At 66.2% G+C, this 22,442-nt stretch carries 24 protein-coding genes and 1 tRNA gene; 14 read left to right on the forward strand and 11 right to left on the reverse strand.

The features are described from left to right. Positions 1-74: 74 nt before the first annotated feature. From IEW98_RS13370 to IEW98_RS13380, 3 genes are read right to left on the reverse strand one after another with little or no spacing between them, the layout of a single operon-like run. Complete coding sequence (locus IEW98_RS13370) at positions 75-1,283, reverse strand: ABC transporter substrate-binding protein (RefSeq protein ID WP_188763551.1); 1,209 nt, start codon at positions 1,281-1,283, stop codon at positions 75-77. Positions 1,284-1,285: 2 nt separating this feature from the next. Next, positions 1,286-1,864, reverse strand: coding sequence for an ANTAR domain-containing response regulator (locus tag IEW98_RS13375; protein WP_188763553.1), 579 nt, complete (start codon positions 1,862-1,864; stop codon positions 1,286-1,288). Positions 1,865-1,899: 35 nt separating this feature from the next. Further along, positions 1,900-2,523 (reverse strand): DNA-3-methyladenine glycosylase family protein, encoded by a 624-nt coding sequence (locus IEW98_RS13380; protein WP_188763555.1) that lies wholly within the window; start codon positions 2,521-2,523, stop codon positions 1,900-1,902. A gap of 120 nt (positions 2,524-2,643) precedes the next feature. Here IEW98_RS13380 and IEW98_RS13385 point away from each other — a divergent pair, with 120 nt between their 5' ends. The 3 genes from IEW98_RS13385 to IEW98_RS13395 all read left to right on the forward strand — a co-directional run bounded on the left by IEW98_RS13385 (position 2,644) and on the right by IEW98_RS13395 (position 5,416). Continuing rightward, on the forward strand, positions 2,644-3,843 hold the full coding sequence (locus tag IEW98_RS13385) for a sensor histidine kinase (protein ID WP_188763557.1): 1,200 nt from the start codon (positions 2,644-2,646) through the stop codon (positions 3,841-3,843). Between the two features lie 16 nt (positions 3,844-3,859). Continuing rightward, on the forward strand, positions 3,860-4,660 hold the full coding sequence (locus IEW98_RS13390) for a LytR/AlgR family response regulator transcription factor (RefSeq protein WP_188763559.1): 801 nt from the start codon (positions 3,860-3,862) through the stop codon (positions 4,658-4,660). Positions 4,661-4,894: 234 nt separating this feature from the next. Next, positions 4,895-5,416 (forward strand): RcnB family protein, encoded by a 522-nt coding sequence (locus IEW98_RS13395; RefSeq protein ID WP_188763561.1) that lies wholly within the window; start codon positions 4,895-4,897, stop codon positions 5,414-5,416. Here the strand turns inward: IEW98_RS13395 and ubiG are convergent. After that, complete coding sequence (gene ubiG / locus IEW98_RS13400) at positions 5,407-6,174, reverse strand: bifunctional 2-polyprenyl-6-hydroxyphenol methylase/3-demethylubiquinol 3-O-methyltransferase UbiG (protein ID WP_188763563.1); 768 nt, start codon at positions 6,172-6,174, stop codon at positions 5,407-5,409. The genes IEW98_RS13395 and ubiG overlap by 10 nt on opposite strands. Positions 6,175-6,281: 107 nt before the next feature. Between ubiG and IEW98_RS13405 the strand changes: the two genes are divergently transcribed. The 3 genes from IEW98_RS13405 to ptsP are packed head-to-tail and all read left to right on the forward strand — an operon-like array spanning position 6,282 to position 10,800. Beyond that, the gene (locus IEW98_RS13405; RefSeq protein WP_188763565.1) at positions 6,282-7,511 is read left to right on the forward strand and encodes an aspartate kinase; all 1,230 of its coding nucleotides are present in this window, start codon (positions 6,282-6,284) and stop codon (positions 7,509-7,511) included. Next, the gene (locus tag IEW98_RS13410; RefSeq protein ID WP_188763567.1) at positions 7,508-8,539 is read left to right on the forward strand and encodes an NAD(P)H-dependent flavin oxidoreductase; all 1,032 of its coding nucleotides are present in this window, start codon (positions 7,508-7,510) and stop codon (positions 8,537-8,539) included. The genes IEW98_RS13405 and IEW98_RS13410 overlap by 4 nt, the downstream gene beginning before the upstream one ends. After that, on the forward strand, positions 8,539-10,800 hold the full coding sequence (gene ptsP, locus IEW98_RS13415) for a phosphoenolpyruvate--protein phosphotransferase (protein WP_188763569.1): 2,262 nt from the start codon (positions 8,539-8,541) through the stop codon (positions 10,798-10,800). Before IEW98_RS13410 ends, ptsP begins: the two co-directional genes overlap by 1 nt. A 113-nt stretch (positions 10,801-10,913) precedes the next feature. On the opposite strand, the gene IEW98_RS13420 is transcribed toward ptsP, so the two are convergent. Continuing rightward, a complete protein-coding gene (locus IEW98_RS13420; protein ID WP_243450766.1) occupies positions 10,914-11,210 on the reverse strand; it encodes a YciI family protein in 297 nt (98 codons plus the stop codon). Between the two features lie 45 nt (positions 11,211-11,255). Here IEW98_RS13420 and IEW98_RS13425 point away from each other — a divergent pair, with 45 nt between their 5' ends. From IEW98_RS13425 to IEW98_RS13440, 4 genes are all read left to right on the forward strand, one after another. Further along, positions 11,256-11,609, forward strand: coding sequence for a CidA/LrgA family protein (locus IEW98_RS13425; protein WP_188763571.1), 354 nt, complete (start codon positions 11,256-11,258; stop codon positions 11,607-11,609). Then, positions 11,606-12,289 (forward strand): LrgB family protein, encoded by a 684-nt coding sequence (locus IEW98_RS13430; RefSeq protein WP_188763573.1) that lies wholly within the window; start codon positions 11,606-11,608, stop codon positions 12,287-12,289. The genes IEW98_RS13425 and IEW98_RS13430 overlap by 4 nt, the downstream gene beginning before the upstream one ends. Positions 12,290-12,429: 140 nt before the next feature. Continuing rightward, a complete protein-coding gene (rpmB, locus tag IEW98_RS13435; RefSeq protein WP_188763575.1) occupies positions 12,430-12,756 on the forward strand; it encodes a 50S ribosomal protein L28 in 327 nt (108 codons plus the stop codon). A 64-nt stretch (positions 12,757-12,820) separates the two neighbouring features. Continuing rightward, the gene (locus tag IEW98_RS13440; RefSeq protein ID WP_188763578.1) at positions 12,821-13,432 is read left to right on the forward strand and encodes a GNAT family N-acetyltransferase; all 612 of its coding nucleotides are present in this window, start codon (positions 12,821-12,823) and stop codon (positions 13,430-13,432) included. Between the two features lie 141 nt (positions 13,433-13,573). Here the strand turns inward: IEW98_RS13440 and IEW98_RS13445 are convergent, their stop codons facing one another. Further along, the gene (locus IEW98_RS13445) at positions 13,574-14,599 is read right to left on the reverse strand and encodes an esterase-like activity of phytase family protein (protein ID WP_188763580.1); all 1,026 of its coding nucleotides are present in this window, start codon (positions 14,597-14,599) and stop codon (positions 13,574-13,576) included. Positions 14,600-14,647: 48 nt separating this feature from the next. Here IEW98_RS13445 and recQ point away from each other — a divergent pair, with 48 nt between their 5' ends. Next, positions 14,648-16,438, forward strand: a complete 1,791-nt coding sequence (recQ, locus tag IEW98_RS13450) for a DNA helicase RecQ (protein ID WP_188763582.1) — start codon at positions 14,648-14,650, stop codon at positions 16,436-16,438. 24 nt (positions 16,439-16,462) lie between these two features. Here the strand turns inward: recQ and IEW98_RS13455 are convergent, their stop codons facing one another. Further along, positions 16,463-17,320, reverse strand: a complete 858-nt coding sequence (locus tag IEW98_RS13455) for a glycine zipper 2TM domain-containing protein (protein WP_188763583.1) — start codon at positions 17,318-17,320, stop codon at positions 16,463-16,465. Between the two features lie 162 nt (positions 17,321-17,482). Between IEW98_RS13455 and IEW98_RS13460 the strand changes: the two genes are divergently transcribed. Beyond that, on the forward strand, positions 17,483-17,767 hold the full coding sequence (locus IEW98_RS13460) for a hypothetical protein (protein ID WP_188763586.1): 285 nt from the start codon (positions 17,483-17,485) through the stop codon (positions 17,765-17,767). A 127-nt stretch (positions 17,768-17,894) separates the two neighbouring features. Here the strand turns inward: IEW98_RS13460 and cobT are convergent, their stop codons facing one another. Genes cobT through IEW98_RS13475 form a run of 3 tightly spaced genes read right to left on the reverse strand, consistent with a single transcriptional unit; the run spans position 17,895 to position 21,455 of the window. Then, complete coding sequence (gene cobT / locus IEW98_RS13465) at positions 17,895-19,739, reverse strand: cobaltochelatase subunit CobT (RefSeq protein ID WP_188763588.1); 1,845 nt, start codon at positions 19,737-19,739, stop codon at positions 17,895-17,897. A 10-nt stretch (positions 19,740-19,749) separates the two neighbouring features. Further along, entirely contained in the window at positions 19,750-20,739 is a 990-nt protein-coding gene (gene cobS / locus IEW98_RS13470; protein ID WP_188763590.1) for a cobaltochelatase subunit CobS, read from the reverse strand. A gap of 17 nt (positions 20,740-20,756) precedes the next feature. After that, on the reverse strand, positions 20,757-21,455 hold the full coding sequence (locus tag IEW98_RS13475; protein ID WP_243450767.1) for a J domain-containing protein: 699 nt from the start codon (positions 21,453-21,455) through the stop codon (positions 20,757-20,759). Between IEW98_RS13475 and IEW98_RS13480 the strand changes: the two genes are divergently transcribed. Both IEW98_RS13480 and IEW98_RS13485 read left to right on the forward strand, forming a co-directional pair. Then, entirely contained in the window at positions 21,385-21,663 is a 279-nt protein-coding gene (locus tag IEW98_RS13480) for a BolA family protein (protein WP_188763592.1), read from the forward strand. The two genes, IEW98_RS13475 and IEW98_RS13480, sit on opposite strands and share 71 nt — an antisense overlap. Positions 21,664-21,711: 48 nt before the next feature. Then, positions 21,712-21,787, forward strand: a tRNA-Thr gene (locus IEW98_RS13485). A gap of 1 nt (position 21,788) precedes the next feature. Here IEW98_RS13485 and IEW98_RS13490 read toward each other — a convergent pair. Continuing rightward, entirely contained in the window at positions 21,789-22,433 is a 645-nt protein-coding gene (locus tag IEW98_RS13490; RefSeq protein ID WP_188763693.1) for a 2-hydroxychromene-2-carboxylate isomerase, read from the reverse strand. Between the last annotated feature and the right edge of the window lie 9 nt (positions 22,434-22,442).

Below are 22,442 nucleotides of genomic sequence, written 5' to 3' on the forward strand. Positions count from 1 at the left end.
CAGCGCTCGCCGATCGACTGCCAAGGTGTGCGCGATTCTCTAGGGACGCAACGATTATTTTGCAGTGCAGCAAACTATTTGCCGGCACCGATCGACAGGTAGCGGTCGAGCTGATCGGGATCGAAACTGCGCGCATCGAAAAAGCGGTCTCCCCCGAGGATCAGCCGGCCCTGCGTCGTGCCGACAGCAAGCGGATCGGCGATCCCGCCCTCAAGTTTCGAACTGGCACCGGGCAACGGCACCCCGAGCGGCCGCAGCGCCGCGCGATAGACATCGGGCCGGAACACCCCCTGCGCGACCTGGTAATCCGCCGCGTTGGCGGTCACATGCCCGGCCCGCGCCATCTGCGCGTAGAGCCAGGCCGCCTGGCTGGTCCAGGGGAAATTCGCCGCCTCGCGGTGCTGGAACATGAAATCGGGGACGTGGACGGCGCCGTGTCCCTTGGCGAAAATGATCTGGTCGGAAATGGCGCCGCGAATGAGGCGCGCCGGACCGTCGAGATACTCGGCTCGCGACAGGATTGCGGCAATGGTGTCGAGCCGCTCCGGATCGACGAAGGCAAGGCCGGCGCGGTACAAGGCCCGCAGCAGTTTTTCGGTCGGCGCGCGGTCCTCCATCCGCGACGTGCGCATCGCGAGCACCTTTTCGACGCCGCGCAGCCAGATCTGCGACGTCACCGCGACGATGACACCGACGCCGCGATCGACGGCGACGCTGTTCCAGGGCTCGCCGACGCAGATGCCGTCGACCTCGCCCTCCGCCAGCGCATCGGCGGCGAAGGGCGGCGCCACCGTGACGATCTCGACGTCCGCATCGGGATCGATGCCGCAGCCCGACAGCCAATAGCGCAGCATGTAGTTGTGGCTCGAAAAGCGGTGGACGACGCCGAACCTGAGTGGCTTGCCGTCCGCGCGCGCCTCGGCAGCGACGGTTCGCAGCGCCGCACCGATCGCGGCGACATCGCCCGGCCGGCCGGCCGTCGTCACCCGTTCGGCGACACCGGGGCGCATGGTGATGGCGTTGCCGTTCAGCCCGAGCACGAACGGCACCGAAATGCTCGTGGCGGGGCGGCCCAGGCCGAGCGTCGTCGCGATCGCCAGCGGCGCCAGCATGTGCGCGGCATCGCTGTGGCCGTAAAGCAAGCGGTCGTTGACGGTCGCCCAGCTGAGGTCGCGAACCAGCGTCAGGTCGAGCCCCTCGTCCTCGCCGAAACCGAGTTCGCGCGCCAGGATCGGCAGGGCGGCATCGACCAGCGGCATAAATCCGATGCGCAGCGGCACCATGGTCACAAATCCCCCATCAGGCGGTCGGCGGTGACGATTGCATCGGCGACGTCGACGATGCGCCGGCCACTGTCCATCGCGGCCTTGCGCAGCGCCGCATAAGCCGCCGGTTCGTCGATGCCGCGCCGTTTCATCAGCAGCAGCTTGGCGGCGTCCAGCGTGTTGCGCTCGGCCAGCGCCGATCGCGCCTCGGCCAATTCGGTGCGCAACCGCGAATAGGCGCGAAACCGCCGGATCGCGAGTTCGACTACCGGGCGGATGCGCTCCTTTTTCAGGCCATCGACGACATAGGCGGAAACACCGGCATCGATGGCCGCCTCGATGCCGGCCACATCGCTCTGGTCGACGAACATCGCCACCGGCCGTGCCATGGCGCGCGACAAGGCGAACAGCTCCTCGAGTTCGTCTCGGTGCGGATTGGCGAGGTTTATCAGCACGACGTCGGGCGACATCTCCTCCAGACGGGCGGCGATGCCGTGGCGATCGACAAAGATCGTGACGTCGCTCAGGCCGGCATCGCGCAGGCCTTCCTCGATCACCGCTGCACGGGCAGCGCTTTCATCGACAATCGCAATCCGCAAACCAGATCCTCACCGCGTTGCGGCATGGGGCACAGCTACAGCATCGCAGCTGCGCTGTAGCTGTGCCAGAGGAAAACCGCGAGGGCGCCGCGGTGGGGGCGCCAGGGCTCGGCGAGTTCGCGGGTCAGTTTCTCGGTCGGTCGGGATTTCAGCCCGAGAATCCTGCCCAGCTCGATCTGGACGGCGAGGTCGCCGGCGGGGAAGACATCGGGGCGGCCTTCGGCGAACAGCAGATAGATTTCGGCGCTCCAGCGGCCGATGCCCTTGATCGCGGTCAGTGCGGCGATGGCCTCGTCGTCGTCGGCCGGCAGGCTGGCGAAATCGAGCTGGCCGCTGGCGACGGCCTCGGCGAGGGCGTGGACATAGACCGCCTTTTGTCCCGACAGGCCGGCGGCGCGGAGCGCTTCGTTAGGGGTGGCGGTGACGCGGGCGTGATCGTCCATGTCGCCGCCGCAGGCGATCTCGAGCCTGTCCCAGATGCTGGAGGCGGCCTTGACGCTGACCTGCTGGCCGACGATGGCGCGCATCATGGTGGCGGAGCCGCGCGGGCGCCCGCGCGGCTCGGGATAGCCGGAAGCCGCCAGGCCGATCGCCAGCGCCGGGTCGATGGCGGCGATGTGATCGAGAGAGACGCGAAGTTGCTGGGCGGTGAGCGACATGGGCGCGCTTGTAGCGGCGGGCGCAGCGGTTCGACACCCCCCCCGCGGCGGTGCCGCAACGCACCTTCGACGGTACGGGGTATGAAGCCGGGGCCGGAATCGGCTACAACCCCGCCGACCATGTTCGAAGACCTGCGCAGCCAACGCTTTTTTGCCGACAAGAATCGTGCCTTCTGGATCCTCCAGGGCGGCGGCTGGGGAGCATATCTGCTGCTGCGCGCGCTGTCGGGGCTGGCCAATTCGATGGGCGTCAGCTTCATCCTGCCGGCGATCATCGTGACCGCGACGGGGTTCTCGCTGACGCTGCTGATGGCCGCCGCCTATCGCCGGATCATCGCGATGAAGCCGATTCATGTCTGGACGCTCAACCCGATCATCCTGCTGGCGGCGTCGGCGATCTTCTCGGTGCTCGAGGTGTGGGCGCACGCGACGTTCTACCAGCCAGGGTGGAAGCCGCAGGGCATCGAGTTCCTCGGCGCCATCCTGCTCGATTTCTCGGTGCTGGGGGCGTGGACCGGGCTGTATTACGGGATCAATTATTATTTGCTTCTCGCCGAACAGTCGGAGCGGATGGCCAATGTCGCGCGGCAGGCGAATTCGGCGCAGCTCGAGATGCTGCGCTACCAGCTCAACCCGCATTTCCTGTTCAACACGTTGAATTCGATCTCGACTTTGGTGCTGTTGAAACAGACCGACCGCGCCAATGCCATGTTGTCGCGGCTGGCGTCGTTCCTGCGCTACAGCCTTGTCGGCGAGCGCGAGGGGCTGGCGACGATCGCGCAGGAGGCCGAGGCGTTGAAGCTTTACCTCGACATCGAGCGGACGCGGTTCGAGAGCCGGCTGCGGACCCGGTTCGATATCGCGCCGGACGTGATGGAGGCGCGGTTGCCGTCGTTGCTGTTGCAGCCGATTGTCGAAAACGCGATCAAATACGCCGTGACGCCGAGTGAGGACGGCGCCGACATCCTCGTCGATGCGCGGCGGATGGGCGACCGGCTGGTGATCACCATCGCCGATACCGGGCCGGGGTTGGCGGCGACGCTGGCAGCGCCGACGACGAGCCATGACGCCGGCGGCACGCAGATCGGGCTTGCCAATATTCGCGACCGATTGGCACAGGCTTATGGGGAGAACCACCGTTTCGAGCTGGCCGAAAACGCCCCCAAGGGCTTGATCGTCCTGATCGACATTCCATATCAGACGCAGAATGTCGGAGCGACCGTCGGGGGCGATGGTCGTGCCGAACTGAAGACTGAACCGAAACTGGGGGCGCCACCAGTACCGTCCGTGTCAGGACCGCAGAGCTTCGCGGACCAATAGAAAAGCGCCAGAAAACATGCCCATCCGCACCATTGTCGTCGATGACGAGCCGCTTGCCATCCAGGGACTCGAACTACGCCTGCAGGCCTTCGACGACGTCGAGATCATCGATCGCTGCGCCAATGGCCGCGAAGCGATTCGCGCGATCAAGACCTTGAAGCCCGACTTGGTGTTTCTCGATATCCAGATGCCGGGGTTCGACGGGTTTTCGGTCGTCGCCGGATTGGCCGATATCGAGCCGCCGCTGTTCGTGTTCGTGACGGCGTTCGGCCAGCATGCGTTGAAGGCGTTCGAGGCGCAGGCGGTCGATTATTTGATGAAGCCGGTCGAGGAGGACCGGTTGGCGGCGACGATCGAGCGGGTACGCCAGCGGCTGGCCGAGAAGCGCGGTCATGAGGACAGCGAGCGGCTGAAAGGCATCCTGACCGAAGTGGCGCCCGATGCGATTCCCGACGATCTGGCGGCCGAGGGCGATGCACCGTCGGCGAGCCGGTACGAACGGGTGCTCAACATCAAGGATCGCGGCCAGATTTTCCGCATCGACGTCGGGGATATCGAGCGGATCGACGCGGCCGGTGACTATATGTGCATCTATACTGCCGAGCAGACGCTGATCCTGCGCGAGACGATGAAGGACCTGGAGAAGCGGCTCGACCCGCGCAAGTTCCAGCGCATCCACCGGTCGACGATCGTCAACCTCGACAATATCAAGAGCGTCAAGCCGCATACCAATGGCGAATGCTTTTTGGTGCTGGGGTCGAATACGCAGGTCAAGGTCAGCCGGAGCTATCGCGAGGTCGTGGCGCGGTTCCTTTGAGACCCAATGTGGTTTCGTCATGCTGAACTTGTTTCAGCATCCATCGTGCGACCGGGCCAGGCTAACCTTTGCGGCGCGATGGATGCTGAAACAAGTTCAGCATGACTAACTGTGTGTGGGGGTCTCAACCCGCCCCCCGCGGTTGAACGCTAGCCTAACAGGTATTTCAGAAATTGTTCAGGGGCGTCGCGGCACTTTGCTCATGCCCGCAGATGGGTGTTGAGGGAGAGTGGAATGCGCAAGCTTTTGCTGGCCGGGATAACGGCCCTGATGATGGCCGGGCCGGTGCTGGCGGACGACAGGGATGGTCGCGGCGACGACCGGCGCGATGACCGGCGCGAGTGGCGCGATGATCGGCGCGACGAGTGGCGCGACGAACGACGCGACGATCGCAGCGATTATCGGCGTGACGTGCGCGATGATCGGCGCGATTACTGGCGTGACGCCCGGGACGACCGGCGCGACGACCGACGCGATTATCGCAACGACTACCGGCGCGACTACCGCTGGAGCGGCAATCGCTATCGCGGCCCGGCCTACATGCATCCGCGCGGCTATGGCTATCGGAGCTGGGGCGTCGGCTACCGTGTGCCGCAGGCCTATTACGGCGATCGCTACTGGATCGGTAATCCGGGCCAGTATCGCCTGCCGCCGGCCTATCGCGGCACGCGCTGGGTTCGGGTCGGGCCCGATGCGCTCTTGATTAGCCGGATCAACGGCCAGGTCCTGCAGGCGGTGCGCGGGCTTTACTGGTAAGGCTCGGCGGTCAGGAAATAGTTGATCGAGGTGTCCGGGCCGAGGCTGAACCCCTTGCCCGGACGCCAGGTCAGCCCGGTGGTGGCGGTGACGCGCAGCCCGGCAGCGACGAGTGATTCCGACAGCTCAGGCGGCGTCATGAAACGCTGCCAGTCATGCGCGCCGCGCGGGATGCTGCGGGTGACGATCTCCGCCCCGCCGATGAGCACCGCCCAGGATGCGGCGGTACGGTTCGGCGTCGACAATATGGCGATGCCGCCGGGGGAGACGAGAGACGCCAGCGCCGCGAAGAAGCTGGCGCGGTCGGCGACATGCTCGACGACTTCGAGGCAGGTGACGATGTCGTAGCGGGCGCCCGTCGCAGCGAGCGCCTCCGCAGGGACGGCGCGATAATCGATGGCGAGACCGGACACGGCGGCGTGGGCCTGTGCCGCGGCGATGTTTTCGGGCGCCGCATCGATGCCTGTCGTGACGGCCCCCATGCGCGCCAGGGGCTCGGTCATCAGCCCGGCGCCGCAGCCGATATCGAGCGCGGTGCGGCCTTCGAGCGGGTGGCGGCTGCGGGGGTTGGCACCAAAACGCACGACGGCGGCGTCGCGGATCAGCGCGCTGCGGACCGGCGTGATCTTGTGGAGCATCGCCGACGAGCCGCGCGGATTCCACCAGTCGGCCGCAAGATTCCCGAAAAACGCGGCTTCGGCGGGGGAGACGCTGGGCGCGCCGCCAGGGGCATCGACAGATGTCAGCGCACTGGTCATTGAGATCCTCTTGGGCCCGATAGGCTGGCTTGCTTGCCATCGGGCACGTGCATTTCTATCAGACCGGCAGCTTGTTACAAATACGCCCGCAAGGATAGCCGCAGACCATGGCCCGCATCGTGATGAAATTCGGCGGGACCTCGATGGCCGGCTCAGAGCGTATTCGCGGCGTCGCGGCGCGGGTGAAGCGCGAAATCGACGCAGGCAACGAGGTCGCCGTCGTGGTGTCGGCGATGGCCGGCGAGACCGACCGGCTTGTCGGCTTCTGCCGCGAGGCGTCGCCGCTCGCCGATCCGCGCGAATATGACGTCGTCGTGGCGGCCGGCGAGCAGGTGACATCGGGGTTGCTGGCGATCGCGCTGCAGGCGGCGGGCGTACCGGCGCGGTCGTGGCTCGGCTGGCAATTGCCGGTGCATTCCTCGAGCGCGCACAGCGTCGCGCGCATCGAGGGCATCGAAACCGATGGCGTGCTGGCGGCGATGGCGCGCGGCGAGGTCGCGGTCGTGCCGGGCTTCCAGGGACTGTCGGCGGAGAACCGCATCACGACATTGGGGCGCGGCGGATCGGACACGAGCGCAGTGGCGCTGGCGGCGGCATTGAAGGCGGATCGCTGCGACATCTATACCGATGTCGATGGCGTCTATACGACAGACCCGAGGATCGTGCCGCGGGCGAGGAAACTCGATCGCATTACTTACGAGGAGATGCTCGAATTGGCGTCGGTGGGGGCCAAGGTGCTGCAAACCCGCTCGGTCGAGCTGGCGATGAAGGAAAAAGTGCGGGTCCAGGTGCTGTCGAGTTTCAGCGACGCTCCGGGCACGCTGGTTGTCGATGAGGATGAAGAAATGGAACGCGAACTGATCGCCGGCGTCGCTTATGACAAGAACGAGGCCAAGGTGACGCTTGTCGGCGTGCCCGATCGTCCCGGCGTCGTGGCGGCGATTTTCGGGCCGCTGGCCGACGCCAACGTCAACGTCGACATGATCGTGCAGAACATCGCCAAGGGCGAGGGGACGACCGACGTGACGTTCACCGTGCCGCGGACGCAATTGCCGCTGTCGCTCGATGTACTGGGCAAGGCGCACGGCGATATCGGCCATGCCCAGGTGCTGTCGGATGCCAATGTGGCGAAGATTTCGGTGGTCGGCGTCGGTATGCGCAGCCACGCCGGCGTCGCAGCGACCATGTTCCGCGCGCTGGCCGATCGAGGGATCAACATCCAGGCGATCACCACGTCGGAGATCAAGGTCAGCGTGCTGATCGCCGAGGAATATGTCGAATTGGCGGTGCGGGTGCTGCACACGGCATACGGCCTCGATTCGGAGGTTGCCGCGTGACACGTCTCGACGATCTTTCGGCACGCGGGCGGGAATTCCTTGGTTCGCGCCACGCCATCATGGCCGGCGCGATGACCTGGGTTTCGGAACGCAACCTCGTCAGCGCGATCTCGAATGCCGGCGGGTTCGGGGTGATTGCCTGCGGGTCGATGACCCCGGCACTGCTCGATGGCGAGATTGCAGCGACGAAAGCGCTGACGGACAAGCCGTTCGGGGTCAATCTGATCACGCTGCATCCGCAGATGATGGAGCTGATCGCCGTCTGTGCGCGCCACCGGGTCAGCCATATCGTGCTCGCCGGCGGGCTACCTTCGGGTGCGGCGATCGAGGCGATCAAGGCGGCTGGCGCCAAGCTGATGTGTTTTGCGCCGACCGCGGCGTTGGCCAAGAAGCTCGTCCGTTCGGGCGTCGACGCCATCGTCATCGAGGGTTCCGAGGCCGGCGGCCACATCGGCCCGGTCTCGCTCGGCGTCCTTGCGCAGGAAATCCTGCCCGTCATCCGCGACGTGCCGGTCTTCGTTGCCGGCGGCATCGGCCGCGGCGCGGCGATCGCCGCCTGGCTCGAGATGGGCGCGTCCGGCGTCCAGCTCGGCACGCGCTTCGCCGCCTCGTCCGAAAGCGTCGCCCATGCCAATTTCAAAAAGGCCTTCTTCCGCGCCTCGGCCCGCGACGCCGTCGCCAGCGTCCAGCTCGACGCGCGCCTGCCGGTCATCCCCGTGCGCGCACTGAAAAACGCCGGCACCGAGGCCTTCACCGCCAAGCAGCGCGAGATCGCCGAACAGGTCGACCGCGGCGACCTCGATCTCGCCGCCGGCCAGCTGGCCATCGAACATTACTGGGCCGGCGCCCTCCGCCGCGCCGTGGTCGATGGCGACATCGAGAACGGCAGCGTCATGGCTGGGCAGTCGGTCGGCATGGTGACGAAGGAACAGGGCGTCGCCGAAATCATCGACGAACTCGTCGCCGAGGCCGAGGCCGCGCTCGATACGCGTGTAGCCGGCCCCGTCCGGCTGGTAACGGCTGCCTGATGGCCGCAGTCAGCGCCGCCCGTGAGATCTTGCGCCGCCTTCACGAGGTGATGGCGGCCAAGACCGGCGCTGAGGCCAAGCTGAACCAGGTCGTGCGCATCGTCGCCGACGCGCTGTCGAGCGAGGTCGCCTCGATTTACCTGCTCCGCGACGGCATGCTCGAGCTGTACGCCACGCAAGGCCTGGCGCAGGAAGCAGTCCACGTCACCCGGCTGAGCATGGGGCAGGGGCTGGTCGGCGTCATCGCCGCGACGCGTGAGCCGCTCAATCTCGCCGAAGCCAAGGAACACCCCGATTTCGCCTATCGTCCCGAAACCGGCGAGGATGATTATCACAGTTTTGCCGGCGTCCCGATCGTGCGGCGCGAATCGGCGATTGGCGTGCTCGGGGTCCAGCACCGCGAGCCACGCGATTACGACGAAGTCGAGATCGAGGCGCTGCAGACCGTCGCCATGGTGCTGTCGGAGCTGATCCACGGCGCCGGGCTGGTCGACGATGCGCAGGCCGCACAGGCGCGGGCCGCAAGCTCGGGGCCGCTGCGGCTGACCGGGCTGAAACTTGTCGACGGGCTCGGCCGCGGCGCTGCGGTCTTCCACCAGCCGCGCGTCATCGTCGAGCATACCGTCGCCGACGACGTCGATGCCGAGCGCGCGCGGGTCTATGGCGCCTTTGGCCGGATGCGCGAGCAGATCGACACGATGATGGGCCAGGCCGAATTCGCCGGCGGCGGCGACCATCACGACGTCCTCGATACCTACAAGATGTTCGCCTATGACGAGGGCTGGGCCCGGCGCATCAACGAGGCGATCGAGACCGGGCTGACCGCCGAGGCCGCCATCGAGCGCGTTCAGGCCCGCACCCGCGCCCGTATGCGGTCGATCGATGACCCCTATCTGCGCGAGCGGCTGACCGACCTCGACGATCTGTCGAACCGGCTGCTGCGCATCGTTTCCGGGCAGTTGGGCACCGCGGCCGCGGTGGGCCTGCGCGGCAACACCATCCTGATCGCGCGCAATCTGGGGCCGGCGGAACTTCTCGAATACGACCGGCGGTTTCTGAAGGGCGTCGTGCTCGAGGAAGGCAGCCTGACGGCGCACGTCATCATCGTGGCGCGGGCGATGGGCGTGCCGGTGCTGGGGCGGGTGCGCGGACTGTTCGCCGATGTCTCGGAAGGCGACGAGCTGATCGTCGACGCGGCCAATGGCGCGCTGCTGGTACGGCCACAAGCGGCGATGATCGCGTCCTACAAGGCGATGAGCGCGCTCAAGGCCAGGCAGGCGCAGAAATTTGCGGCGGTGAAGGACTTGCCCGCGGTCAGCAAGGACGGCAAGCGCGTTGCGATCATGATGAATGCCGGGCTGGCCGACGACGCGCAGGCGCTCGACCTGACCGGCGCCGACGGCATCGGGCTGTTCCGCACCGAGTTCCAGTTCCTCGTTTCGACGACCTTGCCTCGGCGCGAACGGCAGCAGGCATTGTACCGGACGGTGCTCGATACGGCGGGCGACCGGCCGGTGGTGTTCCGCACTGTCGATATCGGCGGCGACAAGGCGGTGCCGTATCTGTCGGGCGGCGATGACGAAGAAAACCCGGCGATGGGCTGGCGGGCGCTGCGGCTGGCATTGGGCCGGGCGGGATTGATGAAGGTCCAGGCGCGCGCGCTGCTCGAGGCGAGCGCCGGCCGCACGCTGTCGGTGATGTTCCCGATGGTCAGCGAGCCATGGGAGTTTGCCGAGGCGAAGGCGCTGGTCGAATCGCAGCGGTTGCTGCTTGGGCGGCAGGGGCACAAGCTGCCGGTTGCGGTTCGCTATGGTGCGATGATCGAGGTGCCGGCACTGATCGAGGCGCTCGACGTGCTGTTGCCGATGACCGATTTCGTCTCCGTCGGAACCAATGATTTGACGCAGTTCCTGTTCGCCGCCGACCGCGCCAACCCGCGGCTTGCCGATCGCTATGACTGGTTGTCGCCGGCGATCTTGCGGGTGTTGCGGCGGATCGTCCGCGAATCGAAGGCGGCGGGCGTGCCGGCGACGATCTGCGGCGAGATGGGCGGGCGGCCATTGGAGGCGCTGGCGCTACTGGCGCTTGGAGTCGAGACGCTGTCGATTACGCCAACAGGCGTCGGCCCGATCAAGGCGATGGTGCGATCGGCGGAACTGGCCCCATTGCAGGCGGCGATGGCGCAATGGCTCGATTCGCCCGGGGTGAACGTGCGGACGGAGCTGCTGGCGATGGCGCTGGCGCAGGGCGTCGAGCTCTGAGGAAAAAGTACTTCGTCATGCTGAACTTGTTTCAGCATCCATCGCGCCACACGCGAAATTTCCCTTGGTCGAACAATGGATGCTGAAACAAATTCAGCATGACGAACCCTTTTTTATGCCGGTAAAACCTTGTGCCAGTTCGTCACCGACCGGCTCTCGAACAGCCCGGCGAGGTGATAAGGATCCTGGCTCGAAAATGCGATCGCCGCATCACGATCGTCGAAATCGATGATCATCAGGCTCCCCATCGCACGCCCGTCCGGCCGCAGCAGCGGCCCCGCCACCAGGACTGCATCGCCCAGCGTATGGATATGGGCGAGATGTGCCGGGCGTGTTTCGGCGCGCAGGGCCGACGAATCGGGCTTGTCGATGCAGTGGATAGCGAAATAGGGCATCGCGAACCTGTCCAATGGGTCACAAGGTCTAGCTTGCCGGGACGGCGGGGGAAAGAGGACATGCGCGCATTGATCGAAATCGCGCCGGGCGTGCTGTTGTGCTGCTGTCTCGCGGTGGCGGGTGACGCGGTGGCCGCATGGGCCGGTCTGCCGGTGCCGGGGGCGGCATTGGGCCTGCTTGCCTATCTGGGCTGGCTGCTGTCGGGGCGCGGCATCGGCTGGAGCCGGCGCGGTGCGGCGCTGTTGCTGCGCTGGATCGGCGCGCTGATCGTGCCGGCGCTGGTCGGGCTGCAGGCGTTTGCCGGCGTGCTCGGCGGGGCGGTGCCGGCGGTAGTGGCCGTCCTGGTCACGACAACGCTGGTGACGGCGCTGGCGACGGCGCTGATCTATCGATTTGTCGGCGGTGGGCGATGATCGTTTCCGCGGGCGTGTGTGCAGCGGTGCTGCTCGGGTTCGCTGGCGCGCGCTGGCTGTCGGGGCGGCTCGGGCATCCGCCTTGGGCGAGCCCGGTGCTGATGACGGCGCTGGCGGCGGCGGCAGTGCTGGCGGCGGCGAACGTGCCGCTCGTGCAGTTCGATGCGGCGACGCGCCCGTTGCGCTGGCTGCTCGGGCCGGCGGTGGTGGCGCTGGCGCTGGTCATCGAGGGCAACCGGCAATTGCTGCGCCGGCGCGGTGCGGCGATCCTGTTGGCGGTAACAGGGGGTGCGGCGGTGGGGTTTGGCAGCGCCGTCGGCATGGCCAGATTGCTTGGGCTCGATTCGGTGCTGGCCCAGGCACTGTCGACAAAGACGGTGACGGCGCCGTTTGTCGTGGCGATCATGACGGCGACCGGCGGGCCGATCGGGCTGGCGGCGGCGCTGTCGGTGCTGACCGGCGTCATCGGCGCGCTGCTGGTGCCGTGGCTGTTCGATCGGCTGCGCATCGGCGACGAGAGCGCGCGGGCGCTGGGGCTGGGGGTGTCGTCGCACATCGTCGGCACCGAGTGGCTGACCCGGCGCAACCCGCGCGCCGGCGGGCTGGCGGCGCTGGCGTTCGTGCTGACCGGCCTGCTGGCGGCGCTGGTGGTGCCGCTTATATGGGGCTCGGTTGGCTGATCGCATGTGGTGAGCGTAGCTCATGGGGGCCGCTAGATGGTTGACCCGCGGCGCATGACGGGGTAATGGCCCGCGCTTGCCGTTGGTCCGTTGGATCGCCGGTTCAGATCAGCCGCCAGATATATCCAAGGACTTCAACCATGTCGCGCGTTTGCGAATTGACCGCCAAGGGTCGCCAGGTCGGGAACAACGTCTCCCACGCCAACAACAAGACCAAGCGCGTTTTCCTGCCCAACCTGCAGAACGTCACGCTGATTTCGGACACCCTCGGGCGTTCGGTCAAGCTGCGCGTCTCGATGAACGGCCTGCGTTCGGTCGAACATGTCGGCGGGCTCGACAATTGGCTCGTGAAGACCAAGGCGGTCAAGCTCAGCGACCGCGCTCTCAAGCTCAAGCGTGAAATTGTCAAGAAGCAGGCCGCACTGGCCCTGACAGCGCCCGAAGCTGTCGCCGAGGCGACTGCCTGAGCTTCCGGCTCACCCGATTTGATAACGGCCCGGTAATCCCGGGCCGTTTTCATATCCGGGCGAGATGATGGAGCGGCCGCCGATCATCGTGCGCGCCGCCACCGATACCGATCGCGCCGCGACCGCGAGCGTGCTGGCACAGGCGTTCATCGACGATCCGGCGATGGCGTATCTGTTTCGCAGCGCGGCCGGGCGCGACAACCGCCTCGCCAGATTCTTCGCCCTGATGAGTGACGTCGATGCCGAGGCTTCGAACTGGTCGCTGGCGCTCGAGGACGGCGTCCCGGTCGCGGCGGCGACATGGCGGGCGCCGGGATCGTGGGCGACGCCGGCATCGGCGATGCTGCGCTTCCTGCCCCGGTTGGTCAGCGTGTTCGGCACGGCGCTACCGCGCGCGTTGACGCTGCAATCGGTCCTCGAAACGCATCATCCGACCGCGCCGCACTGGTATCTCCAATATGCCGGCTGCGTTCCCGCCCAGCAGGGCAAGGGTTACGGCGGCGCCGCGATTCGCGATCGGCTGGCGCAGTGCGATGCCGAAGGGCTGCCTGCAGCACTCGAAACCGCGACCGAGTCGAACTTGGGCCTCTACCGGTCGCTCGGCTTCGTCATCACCGACAGCTTCCCGATCGGCAATACGCTGACCTTCTGGACGATGTGGCGCGAGCCTCGCTAAACGCCAGCCTGTCCTACACGCGGCATTTCGGCTAAGGAACCATCGGACCGAGCCACCCGCAAACGCGACGGACCAGCGGCCCCGACAAAAGCTGCGAAAGCGGAAAATGCGGAAAATGTTAATGGTTGTGACCGTGCCCGCTCAGGGTGTTTCGAGCTCGAACTTCATCAGGATCGTGCGCTGTATGCTATTGAGATTATTGTCACTTATGACATAGAGGAAAGTCCGCCCGCCGATCTTGCGAACCGCCAGGCCCTCCATATTGTCGAGCGTCACTGGAGGCTGCCATTGCGCCAGGATCTTCGCAGGTAATGTCGCGGGCGGCGTGCCCGAAAACAGCGGCGCAAGATCGACAAGGGTGACAGCCGCACCCTGTCCCATCATCACGGTAAACCGCCGGTGGAGGACAAGGATACGATGGTCATCCAAGGCAATCGCATCGGTCGGGCTATGGCCGTCGACACCTTCGACGCCGATCTCGAAGGTTTTGCCGTCCCTGGTAACCAGAGCCGTGATCGCCCCATCATCGCGGCGGGCCGATTCGGACATGACGATCCGCGTGCCGCCGGGCAGCACCGCCATGGCCTCGCCGCCGCCGTTGAGCGTCCAGCCGGTCATCGCCGTCAGGCGTTCGGTGCGCTGCGGCGACTGGCCCAATGTCGCCGGACGCGCCGGGTCGATGCCGGCGAAATGCACGAGCCGGTGGTCCTGTTCATAGACGATCGTCGCAGTGCCGGTGGCGGGGTCCCATTCGAGCGCCTCGGCGTCGCCGGCGGCCTTGGTCGGCGCCGGCTTGCCATCGGCTCCGAGGATCGGCACCAGCACGGCGTTGGCGATGCCGGTCAGGCGATTGCGGTTCTCGGTGGTGGCAAAGGCGAGCCAATTGCCGGTGTCGGTGACCGCCAGCATGGTGTTGCCGGGGCCGCTCCGTAGCCCCGAGATGCCGCCGAACAGCGGGTCCGACGAGCGTATTTGCACGGCACCGAGGAATTTCAGCGCGCCGATGCTGCTGAGCGCGGGATCGCCCCGATCGAGCGGCAGGATCGTCGTCGAGACCGGCACGGCGCCGAGGGGCACGACGACGGCGGCCTCGGCGCGCAGCATCGACGCGCCGATGGCGAGTGCGGCGGTGAGTGTGACGGCAGCGGCGATACGGTCGAATTGCATGAGACGGCCATAGCAGCGGACCTGTGTAACCGCTATCGCTGCCGGCAGATGCTTGCCGCCACCACTCCCCATGATGTTTTGCGTTCGGTTTTCGGCTTTCCCGCCTTTCGCGGGCAGCAGGAAGGAATCATCGCCGATGTCAGCGCCGGGCGCGACGTGCTGGCGATCATGCCGACGGGTTCGGGCAAGTCCTTGTGTTACCAGATCCCGGCGCTGGTGCGACCGGGCTGCGGGCTGGTCATCTCGCCGCTGATTGCGCTGATGCAGGACCAGGTGCGGGCGATGCGGGCGTTCGGGGTTCGGGCCGGGGCGCTCAACAGCCAGTCGGACGATGCCGATGCGGTGATCCGCGCGCTGCGGGATGGCGAGCTCGATTTACTGTACGTGGCGCCCGAACGCGCCGCGATGGAGGGTTTCCGGGCCTTGGTGGCCCGCGCCGAGATCGCGCTGGTGGCCATCGACGAAGCCCATTGCGTCAGCCAATGGGGCCATGATTTCCGCCCCGAATATCGCCAGCTGAAATCGCTGTGCGATGCCTTGCCGGGGGTGCCGCGCGTGGCATTGACCGCGACCGCCGATGTCGCGACCCGCGCCGACATATTGCAGCAGCTGGGCATCGCGCCCGACCGGATGGTGGTGGCGGGATTCGACCGGCCCAACATCCGCTACGAGGTCGCTGCCAAGCACGACAGCCACCGCCAGCTGAGCCAGTTCATCGCCTCGCAAGCGGGGCGGCCGGGGATCGTCTATGCCCCCACCCGCGCCGTGACCGACCAAGTTGCGGGCTGGCTGGTCAAGGACGGCGTCAACGCGCGGGCCTATCACGCCGGGCTCGACGGGTCGGTGCGGGCGCGCAACCAGGCCGAATTCGTCTCGAGCGAAGACATGGTGATGGTCGCGACGATTGCCTTCGGCATGGGTATCGACAAGCCCGACGTGCGTTTCGTCGCGCATATCGGCCTGCCGAAATCGATCGAATCCTATTACCAGGAAACCGGCCGCGCCGGCCGCGACGGCGATCCGGCGGTGGCGCATCTGTTGTGGGGGGCGGAGGACATCGCCCGGCAGCGGCAGTTCATCTCGCAAAGCGACGCCGGGGAGCAGCGCAAGGCCGAGGAGACGCGGCGGCTGAACGCGCTGATCGCCTTCCTCGAAACCGGCGGCTGCCGGCGGATACCCCTATTGGAATATTTCGGCGAGCCGCGCCCGGCGCCGTGCGGTAACTGCGACAATTGCATCAACCCGCCGGCGTTGCAGGATGCGACCGAAGCCGCGCGCAAGCTGTTGTCGGCGGCGTATCGTACCGGGCAGCGCTTCGGCGTCGGGCATCTGATCGACGTGCTGATGGGCAAGCCGGCGGAGAAGGTCACCAAGTTCGGCCACGACCAGCTGTCGGTCTATGGCATCGGCACCGAATTGAGCGGCGAGGGCTGGAAAAGCCTGGCGCGGCAGCTGGAGGCGAGCGAGGCGCTGGTGCGCGATGGCGAGTTCGGCGGGCTCATGCTCGGGCCGTCGGCGCGGGCGATCCTGAAGGGCGAAGTCCCCGTCAGCCTGAAAGTGGTGACGGAGCGGCCAAAGCGGCTGCGGGGGACGACAGCGACGACGGCGGCGGTCGATGTGGGCGACTTGCCGCTGTTCGAGGCGCTGCGCGTGGTGCGCCGCGAGCTGGCGGCGGCGGCGAGCCTGCCGCCTTATGTGATCTTCCACGATTCGACGCTGCGGGCGATGGCGTCGACGCGGCCGCGGACGATGGCCGAGATGGGGCGGATACCGGGGGTAGGCGCGCGCAAGCTCGATGCGTATGGCGAGGCGTTTCTGCGGGCCATCACCCGCGCCTGATCGGCAGGCGCGGGTGGGAAGGGTTTAGTAGCCGCAGCGCTGGTTGCGCTCGATGGCGGTGCCGGTAACCGCGCCGAGGCCGGCACCGACGATGGTGCCGAGGCCGCCATCATAGGGACCGGCGACGCCGTTGCCGATGATGCCGCCGGCGATGGCACCGAGGACAGCGCCGGCGCCCAGTGACTGGCAGTTGCCGTAATAGCGGCCGTTATAGCCGCCGTCGTTATAGCCGCCGCCGACATATACGGGGCCGCCGTATGCAACCTGGCCGTAGCCGACCTGACCGCCATAGACCGGTGGGTAGTAGCCGCCGCCATAGCCGCCGGGGTAGTAGCCGCCGCCGCCGTAATAGCCGCCCTGGTTGGCGTAATAACCGGGGACAGGATAATAGGCCGGGCGGTAGCGAACGACCGGGCGACCATAATAGCCGTTGCCGACATAGCCGGGACGGCCATAGCCGTAGCCGGGACGGCCATAACCGTAGCCGGGACCGCCATGGCCGTAGCCGGAGCGATTGTTGTAATAGCCGCCGTTGTAGCCGGGACGGTTGATGTTGTAGCCGGCGCGGTTGTAGGCATAGCCGGGCTGGCCATAGCCGTGGTTGCCGCGATTGTAGTTGACGTTGCGGTTGTCGTTGCCGCGATAGCTGTCCTCGCCTTGATAGCCTTGATTACGGTTGCTTTGGACCTGGTAACCCTGGCGCTGGTTGTCACGCCCCTGGTTGCCGTTGTAGCCGCCGCGATTGCCGTCGTTGCCCGATCGGCCGCCGCCCTGGTTCGAATAGCCTGGGCGACCGTTATTGCCGCTATTGCCACGATCCTGCGCCAGTACCGGTGCGGCAAGCGTTGCCGCCAGGGTGAAGGCGACGACCAAATTCCTCATGTGCCAAACTCCAAAGTCCGGGAAACCTGTTCGGATCCAGATCGGGGCAACTTGCCTGTCTCGCCTTAGTCGGCTTGCGGCGGTGAACATTTTGTGAATTCGTTCGTTAGCAAAGGTTAAGCATGGCTGTGCGAGGATGTGCCGTCAAACAAGGAGGACAAGATGCGTCTGATTCCCACGATCATCATTGCAGCGCTGGCGGCAGGCGTTCCGGCTTTGCCGGCGGTCGCGAAGACCAAGTACGAATATAATGGCCGGACGTATAACAGCCTGTCGGCGTGCCGGGCCGAGAAGAAGCGCGCGCAGCAGCGTGGTACTGTCGTCGGCGCGATCGCTGCGGGCGCTGGTGCGGCGCTGCTCGGCGGCAATCTCGGCGAAAGCGCGCTGATCGCCGGTGGTGGCGCAGTGGTTGGCAACCAGCTCGGGAAGAACAGCAAGAAGTGCTGACCTGATGCCTCGATCCCGCGGCGACGATCGTCGCGGGATTCATCGCCGTCAATTGTTCTGCGGGGCTTTCACCCCCAGGTCCGCGAAGGCGCGGCTCTCGCCTCCCCTCTCGAGGGGGAGGACAAAGTCATTTCCTGGCGCGGGGGTTCGTTTCGAACAAATTGGCGAGCTGGTCGATGATCGTGCCGCCGAGCTGTTCGGCGTCCATGATGGTCACCGCCTTGGCGTAGTAGCGGGTGACGTCATGGCCGATGCCGATGGCGATAAGCTCGACCGGCGAGCGGGTTTCGATGTGCTTGATGACTTGGCGCAGATGGCGTTCCAGATAATTGCCGGTGTTGACGCTGAGGGTTGAATCGTCGACCGGCGCGCCGTCGGAAATCACCATCAGGATACGGCGGTCCTCGCGGCGGGCGAGCAGGCGGTCGTGCGCCCAGAGCAGCGCCTCGCCGTCGATGTTTTCCTTGAGCAGGCCTTCGCGCATCATCAGGCCGAGGTTCTTGCGGGCGCGGCGCCACGGGGCGTCGGCCTGTTTGTAGATGATGTGGCGCAGGTCGTTGAGGCGGCCGGGCTTGGCGGGGCGACCATCGGCGAGCCATTTTTCGCGGGCCTGGCCGCCTTTCCAGGCGCGGGTGGTGAAGCCGAGGATCTCGGTCTTGACGGCGCAGCGCTCGAGGGTGCGGGCGAGGATGTCGGCGCAGATGGCAGCGATGCTGATCGGGCGACCGCGCATCGAGCCGCTGTTGTCGATGAGCAGGGTGACGACGGTGTCGCGAAACTCGGTGTCGCGCTCGACCTTGTAGCTCATCGAATAGGACGGGTTGGTGACGATGCGGACGAGGCGCGCCGCATCGAGGATGCCCTCTTCCTGGTCGAAATCCCAGCTGCGGTTCTGCTGGGCCATCAACCGGCGTTGCAGCCGGTTGGCGAGCTTGGTTACCGCCGATTGCAGCGGAGTCAGCTGCTGGTCGAGATAGGCCCGCAGCCGCGTCAGTTCCTCGGCGTCGCAAAGCTCCTCGGCGCCGACGATCTCGTCATGCGCCCTGGTGTAGGCCTTGTAGTCGAATTCGGGCGGCAGGTCCGACATCGGCGTGTTGGGCCGCCACGGGGCCATGCCCTCCTGGCCGTCCTCGCCCATCTCGGCTTCGGACACCATGTCGGTGTCCATCTCGGTCTCGCGGGTTTCGCTCGATTCGGAATCGTCCTGGGTTTCCTCCGACCGTGTCTCGGTCGACTGGTCCTGGCCGCCGGCGTCCTGTTCCTGCTCTTCGCCGTCCTCGCCGGGCTGGTCCTCCTCGGCATTGTCGTCGGTTTCGTCGGACTGTTCGGGCTCGGCGTCGGGGTCGGCGCCGAGGCCGAGGTCCGACAGGATGCGGCGCATGACCTGGGCGAAGGCGGCCTGATCGCCTTGCGCCGCGACAAGGTCGTCGAGGTGGTTGCCGGCGGCGGTTTCGACGCTGCCGCGGATGAGATCGATGGCGGTCTCGGCGATCCGGGGGACCGGCTGCCCGGTCAGTCGCTCGCGAACGAGGAGGCCGAGCGCCGTTGCCATTGGGACTTCATCGGCGCTGCGGGCCCGGACGATCGGGTCGGCGCGGATACGCATTTCGGTCATGCGGTCGAGATTCTTGGCAACGCCTTCCATGTCGGCGGTGCCGATGGCTTCGACACGCGCCTGTTCTACGGCGTTCCAGATGTCGCGGGCGAGGCCGGCGTCGGGTTGGTCGACATTATGGATCTTGGCGTCGTGGTGGAGGCGGCGCAGCGCGAAGCTGTCGGCCCAGCCGCGAACTTCGGCGACTTGCTCGGCGGGAAGAGCGCGACCGGGTTGCGGGACGCGCGCCTGGTCGCCGAAGCACGATGGCTTGTCGGCGGTATAGGCAAGCTCGACGCCGGGGGCATGGCCGAGGGCGCGCAAAGTTGCGGCGACGGCGGCGCGAAAGTCTTCGATCGGGTTTTCGGGCTGGGGCATCGCGTTGGCGTTACTTCCGGCCTTTGACCGCGACCGATTCGGGGAGCTCTTCGCCGAACACGCGCTGGTAATATTCGGCGACGATGCCGCGTTCGGCTTCGTCGCACTTGTTGAGGAAGCTGAGGCGGAAAGCAAAACCGATATTGTTGCTGAAGATGACGGCGTTTTGCGCCCAGGTGATGACCGTGCGCGGCGACATGACGGTGCTGATGTCGCCGCCCATGAAGCCGGCGCGGGTCATGTCGGCGACCTTGACCATGTTGGCGACCTGCTTGCGGCCGAGATCGGTGTCGAACTCCTTGACCTTGGCGACGGTGATCGCGGTTTCGGTGTGGTGCGGCAGATAGTTCAGCGTGGTGACGATGTTCCAGCGGTCCATCTGGCCCTGGTTGATCTGCTGGGTGCCGTGATAAAGCCCGGTGGTATCGCCGAGGCCGACGGTATTAGCCGTAGCGAACAGGCGGAAATACGGGTTCGGGCGGATGACGCGGTTCTGGTCGAGCAGGGTCAGCTTGCCTTCGACTTCGAGGACGCGCTGGATGACGAACATCACGTCGGGACGGCCGGCGTCGTATTCGTCGAAGACGAGCGCGGTCGGGGTCTGCAGTGCCCAGGGCAGCAGGCCTTCGCGGAATTCGGTGATCTGCTGGCCATCGCGCAGGACGATGGCGTCCTTGCCGATGAGATCGATGCGGCTGATGTGGCTGTCGAGATTGATGCGCACACAGGGCCAGTTGAGGCGCGCGGCGACCTGTTCGATGTGAGTCGACTTGCCGGTGCCGTGATAGCCCTGGATCATGACGCGTCGGTTGAAAGTGAAGCCCGCTAGAATGGCGAGGGTGGTGTCCGGATCGAAGACGTAGCTGGGGTCGAGATCGGGGACGCGTTCGTCGGCCATCGAAAAAGCGGGAACGGCCATGTCGATATCGACGCCGAAGACTTCGCGGGCGTCGACGGTCGTATCCGGCGCCATCAGGGCCGTGATGTGGGAATCTGACATTGCTGTAGCCACTGGTCTCAGGACTCCGATTTGAATGCGGACGCGGATTTCAGGTGCGTATAGGCGTTGACGACCGCCTGCAACTTCCCTTCTTGCGCGCGGTCCCCCCCATTGCTGTCAGGGTGGTAACGCCTGACGAGGCGTTTATACGCGCGCCGGATGTCGATTGCCGTGGCGGTGTCGTCGAGACCGAGGGCACCAAGTGCTTGTGGATCGCCGAAGCCCGACCATTTGCGCACCGGCGGGCGGGGACGCGATTCGGTGGTGAACAGGTCATGGGCATCGCCGAAGGTGAAGGCTTCGCGGCCCCTGGGCGATGCGGCGCGTTCCCAGCCGGCGAGGGGGGATTGCGCCTCGTAGATCTCGTCGGGGCTGAGGCCGTCGAAGAAATTATAGCCGATGTTGAAGGCGCGGACATGTTCGAGGCACAGGAACTGCCAGCCGGCATCGGACCCCGGCGCACGGTTTGAGCGCGGCGCGCGGAATTCACCCGGGTTCGGGCAACCGACATGATCGCACGGCGCCTCGCGATCGAGGCGGCCGTGGAGGCGCTGCGTGCGGCGGGGAGGGTCGGTCGTGATCGGTCGGTCCTTGGCGGTGGGATGTGTTCGATATAGATGGGGCGCATAACGCGAAAGGGTCGATATGGGTGTTGTGGCGGGCGAAATCGAGACGCGGCTGCGTGCCGCACTGGCGCTGGATGCGCTCGAGATCATCGACGACAGCGAGAGCCATCGCGGTCATGCCGGGCATTCCGGCAGCGGCGAGAGCCACTTCACGGTGCATGCGACGGCGGCGGCATTTGCCGGGCTGTCACGGGTGGCGCGGCAGCGGCTGGTTTATGCAGCGCTGGGGGATTTGATCGCGCCCGACCGGGTGCATGCGTTGATCATCAAGGCGTCGGCGCCGGGCGAGGGTGGTTGATGCGAGATCGGTTGAGAATCCGCAGCAAAGTTGTTACCGCGGGGCAGCGCCGGTTTAGCTCAGTTGGTAGAGCGCCAGTTTTGTAAACTGGATGTCGCGGGTTCGATTCCTGCAACCGGCACCATTCATCCTTTCCTCGCGATGGGTTCGCGGACAAGTCCGACCGCTTCACGGACCAACCCGATGCGGTCCTGGCCGAAATACATGTCGGTGCCGCCGATGTAGAAGGTCGGCGTGCCGAAGCCGCCGCGGGCGATGATTTCGTCGGTGTTGGCGCGCAGGCGGGCCTTGAGCTCGGGCGAGTCGGCGGCTTCGAGGGTGGCCGCAGCGTCGAGATCGGCGGCGGCGCAGGCTTCGGCGAGCACATCGGGCTGGCTGATGTCGCGATCCTCGCTCCAGTAGAGCTGGAAGACGCGGCGGGTGAAGGGTTCGAGGACGCCGGCGTCGTCCGCCAGGATGCAGGCGCGCATGGCGCGGGCCGAATTGACCGGGAAAATGCTGGGCGGAAACTTTATGGCGAGGCCGGAGCGGGCAATCCAGTCGTTGAGGTCCTTCCAGAAGTAGCGGGTCTTGGGGTTGGCGGCGGCGGCGCGCATCTCGTAGACGGATTTGTTGACGGTGTTGAAGACGCCGCCGACGAGGAAGGGGCGGTAAGCGATGGTGAAGCCGTCCTCGCGCGCGGCGGCGACCAGCGCTTCGAAGCCCATATACGTCCAGGGGCTGCTGCAATCGAAGAAGAACTCAACCTTGGGTGGGCCAACCTGCGGCATCGTCGTCAC

It is taken from the genome of Sandarakinorhabdus glacialis (genome assembly GCF_014643455.1).
GTDB lineage: Bacteria > Pseudomonadota > Alphaproteobacteria > Sphingomonadales > Sphingomonadaceae > Sandarakinorhabdus > Sandarakinorhabdus glacialis.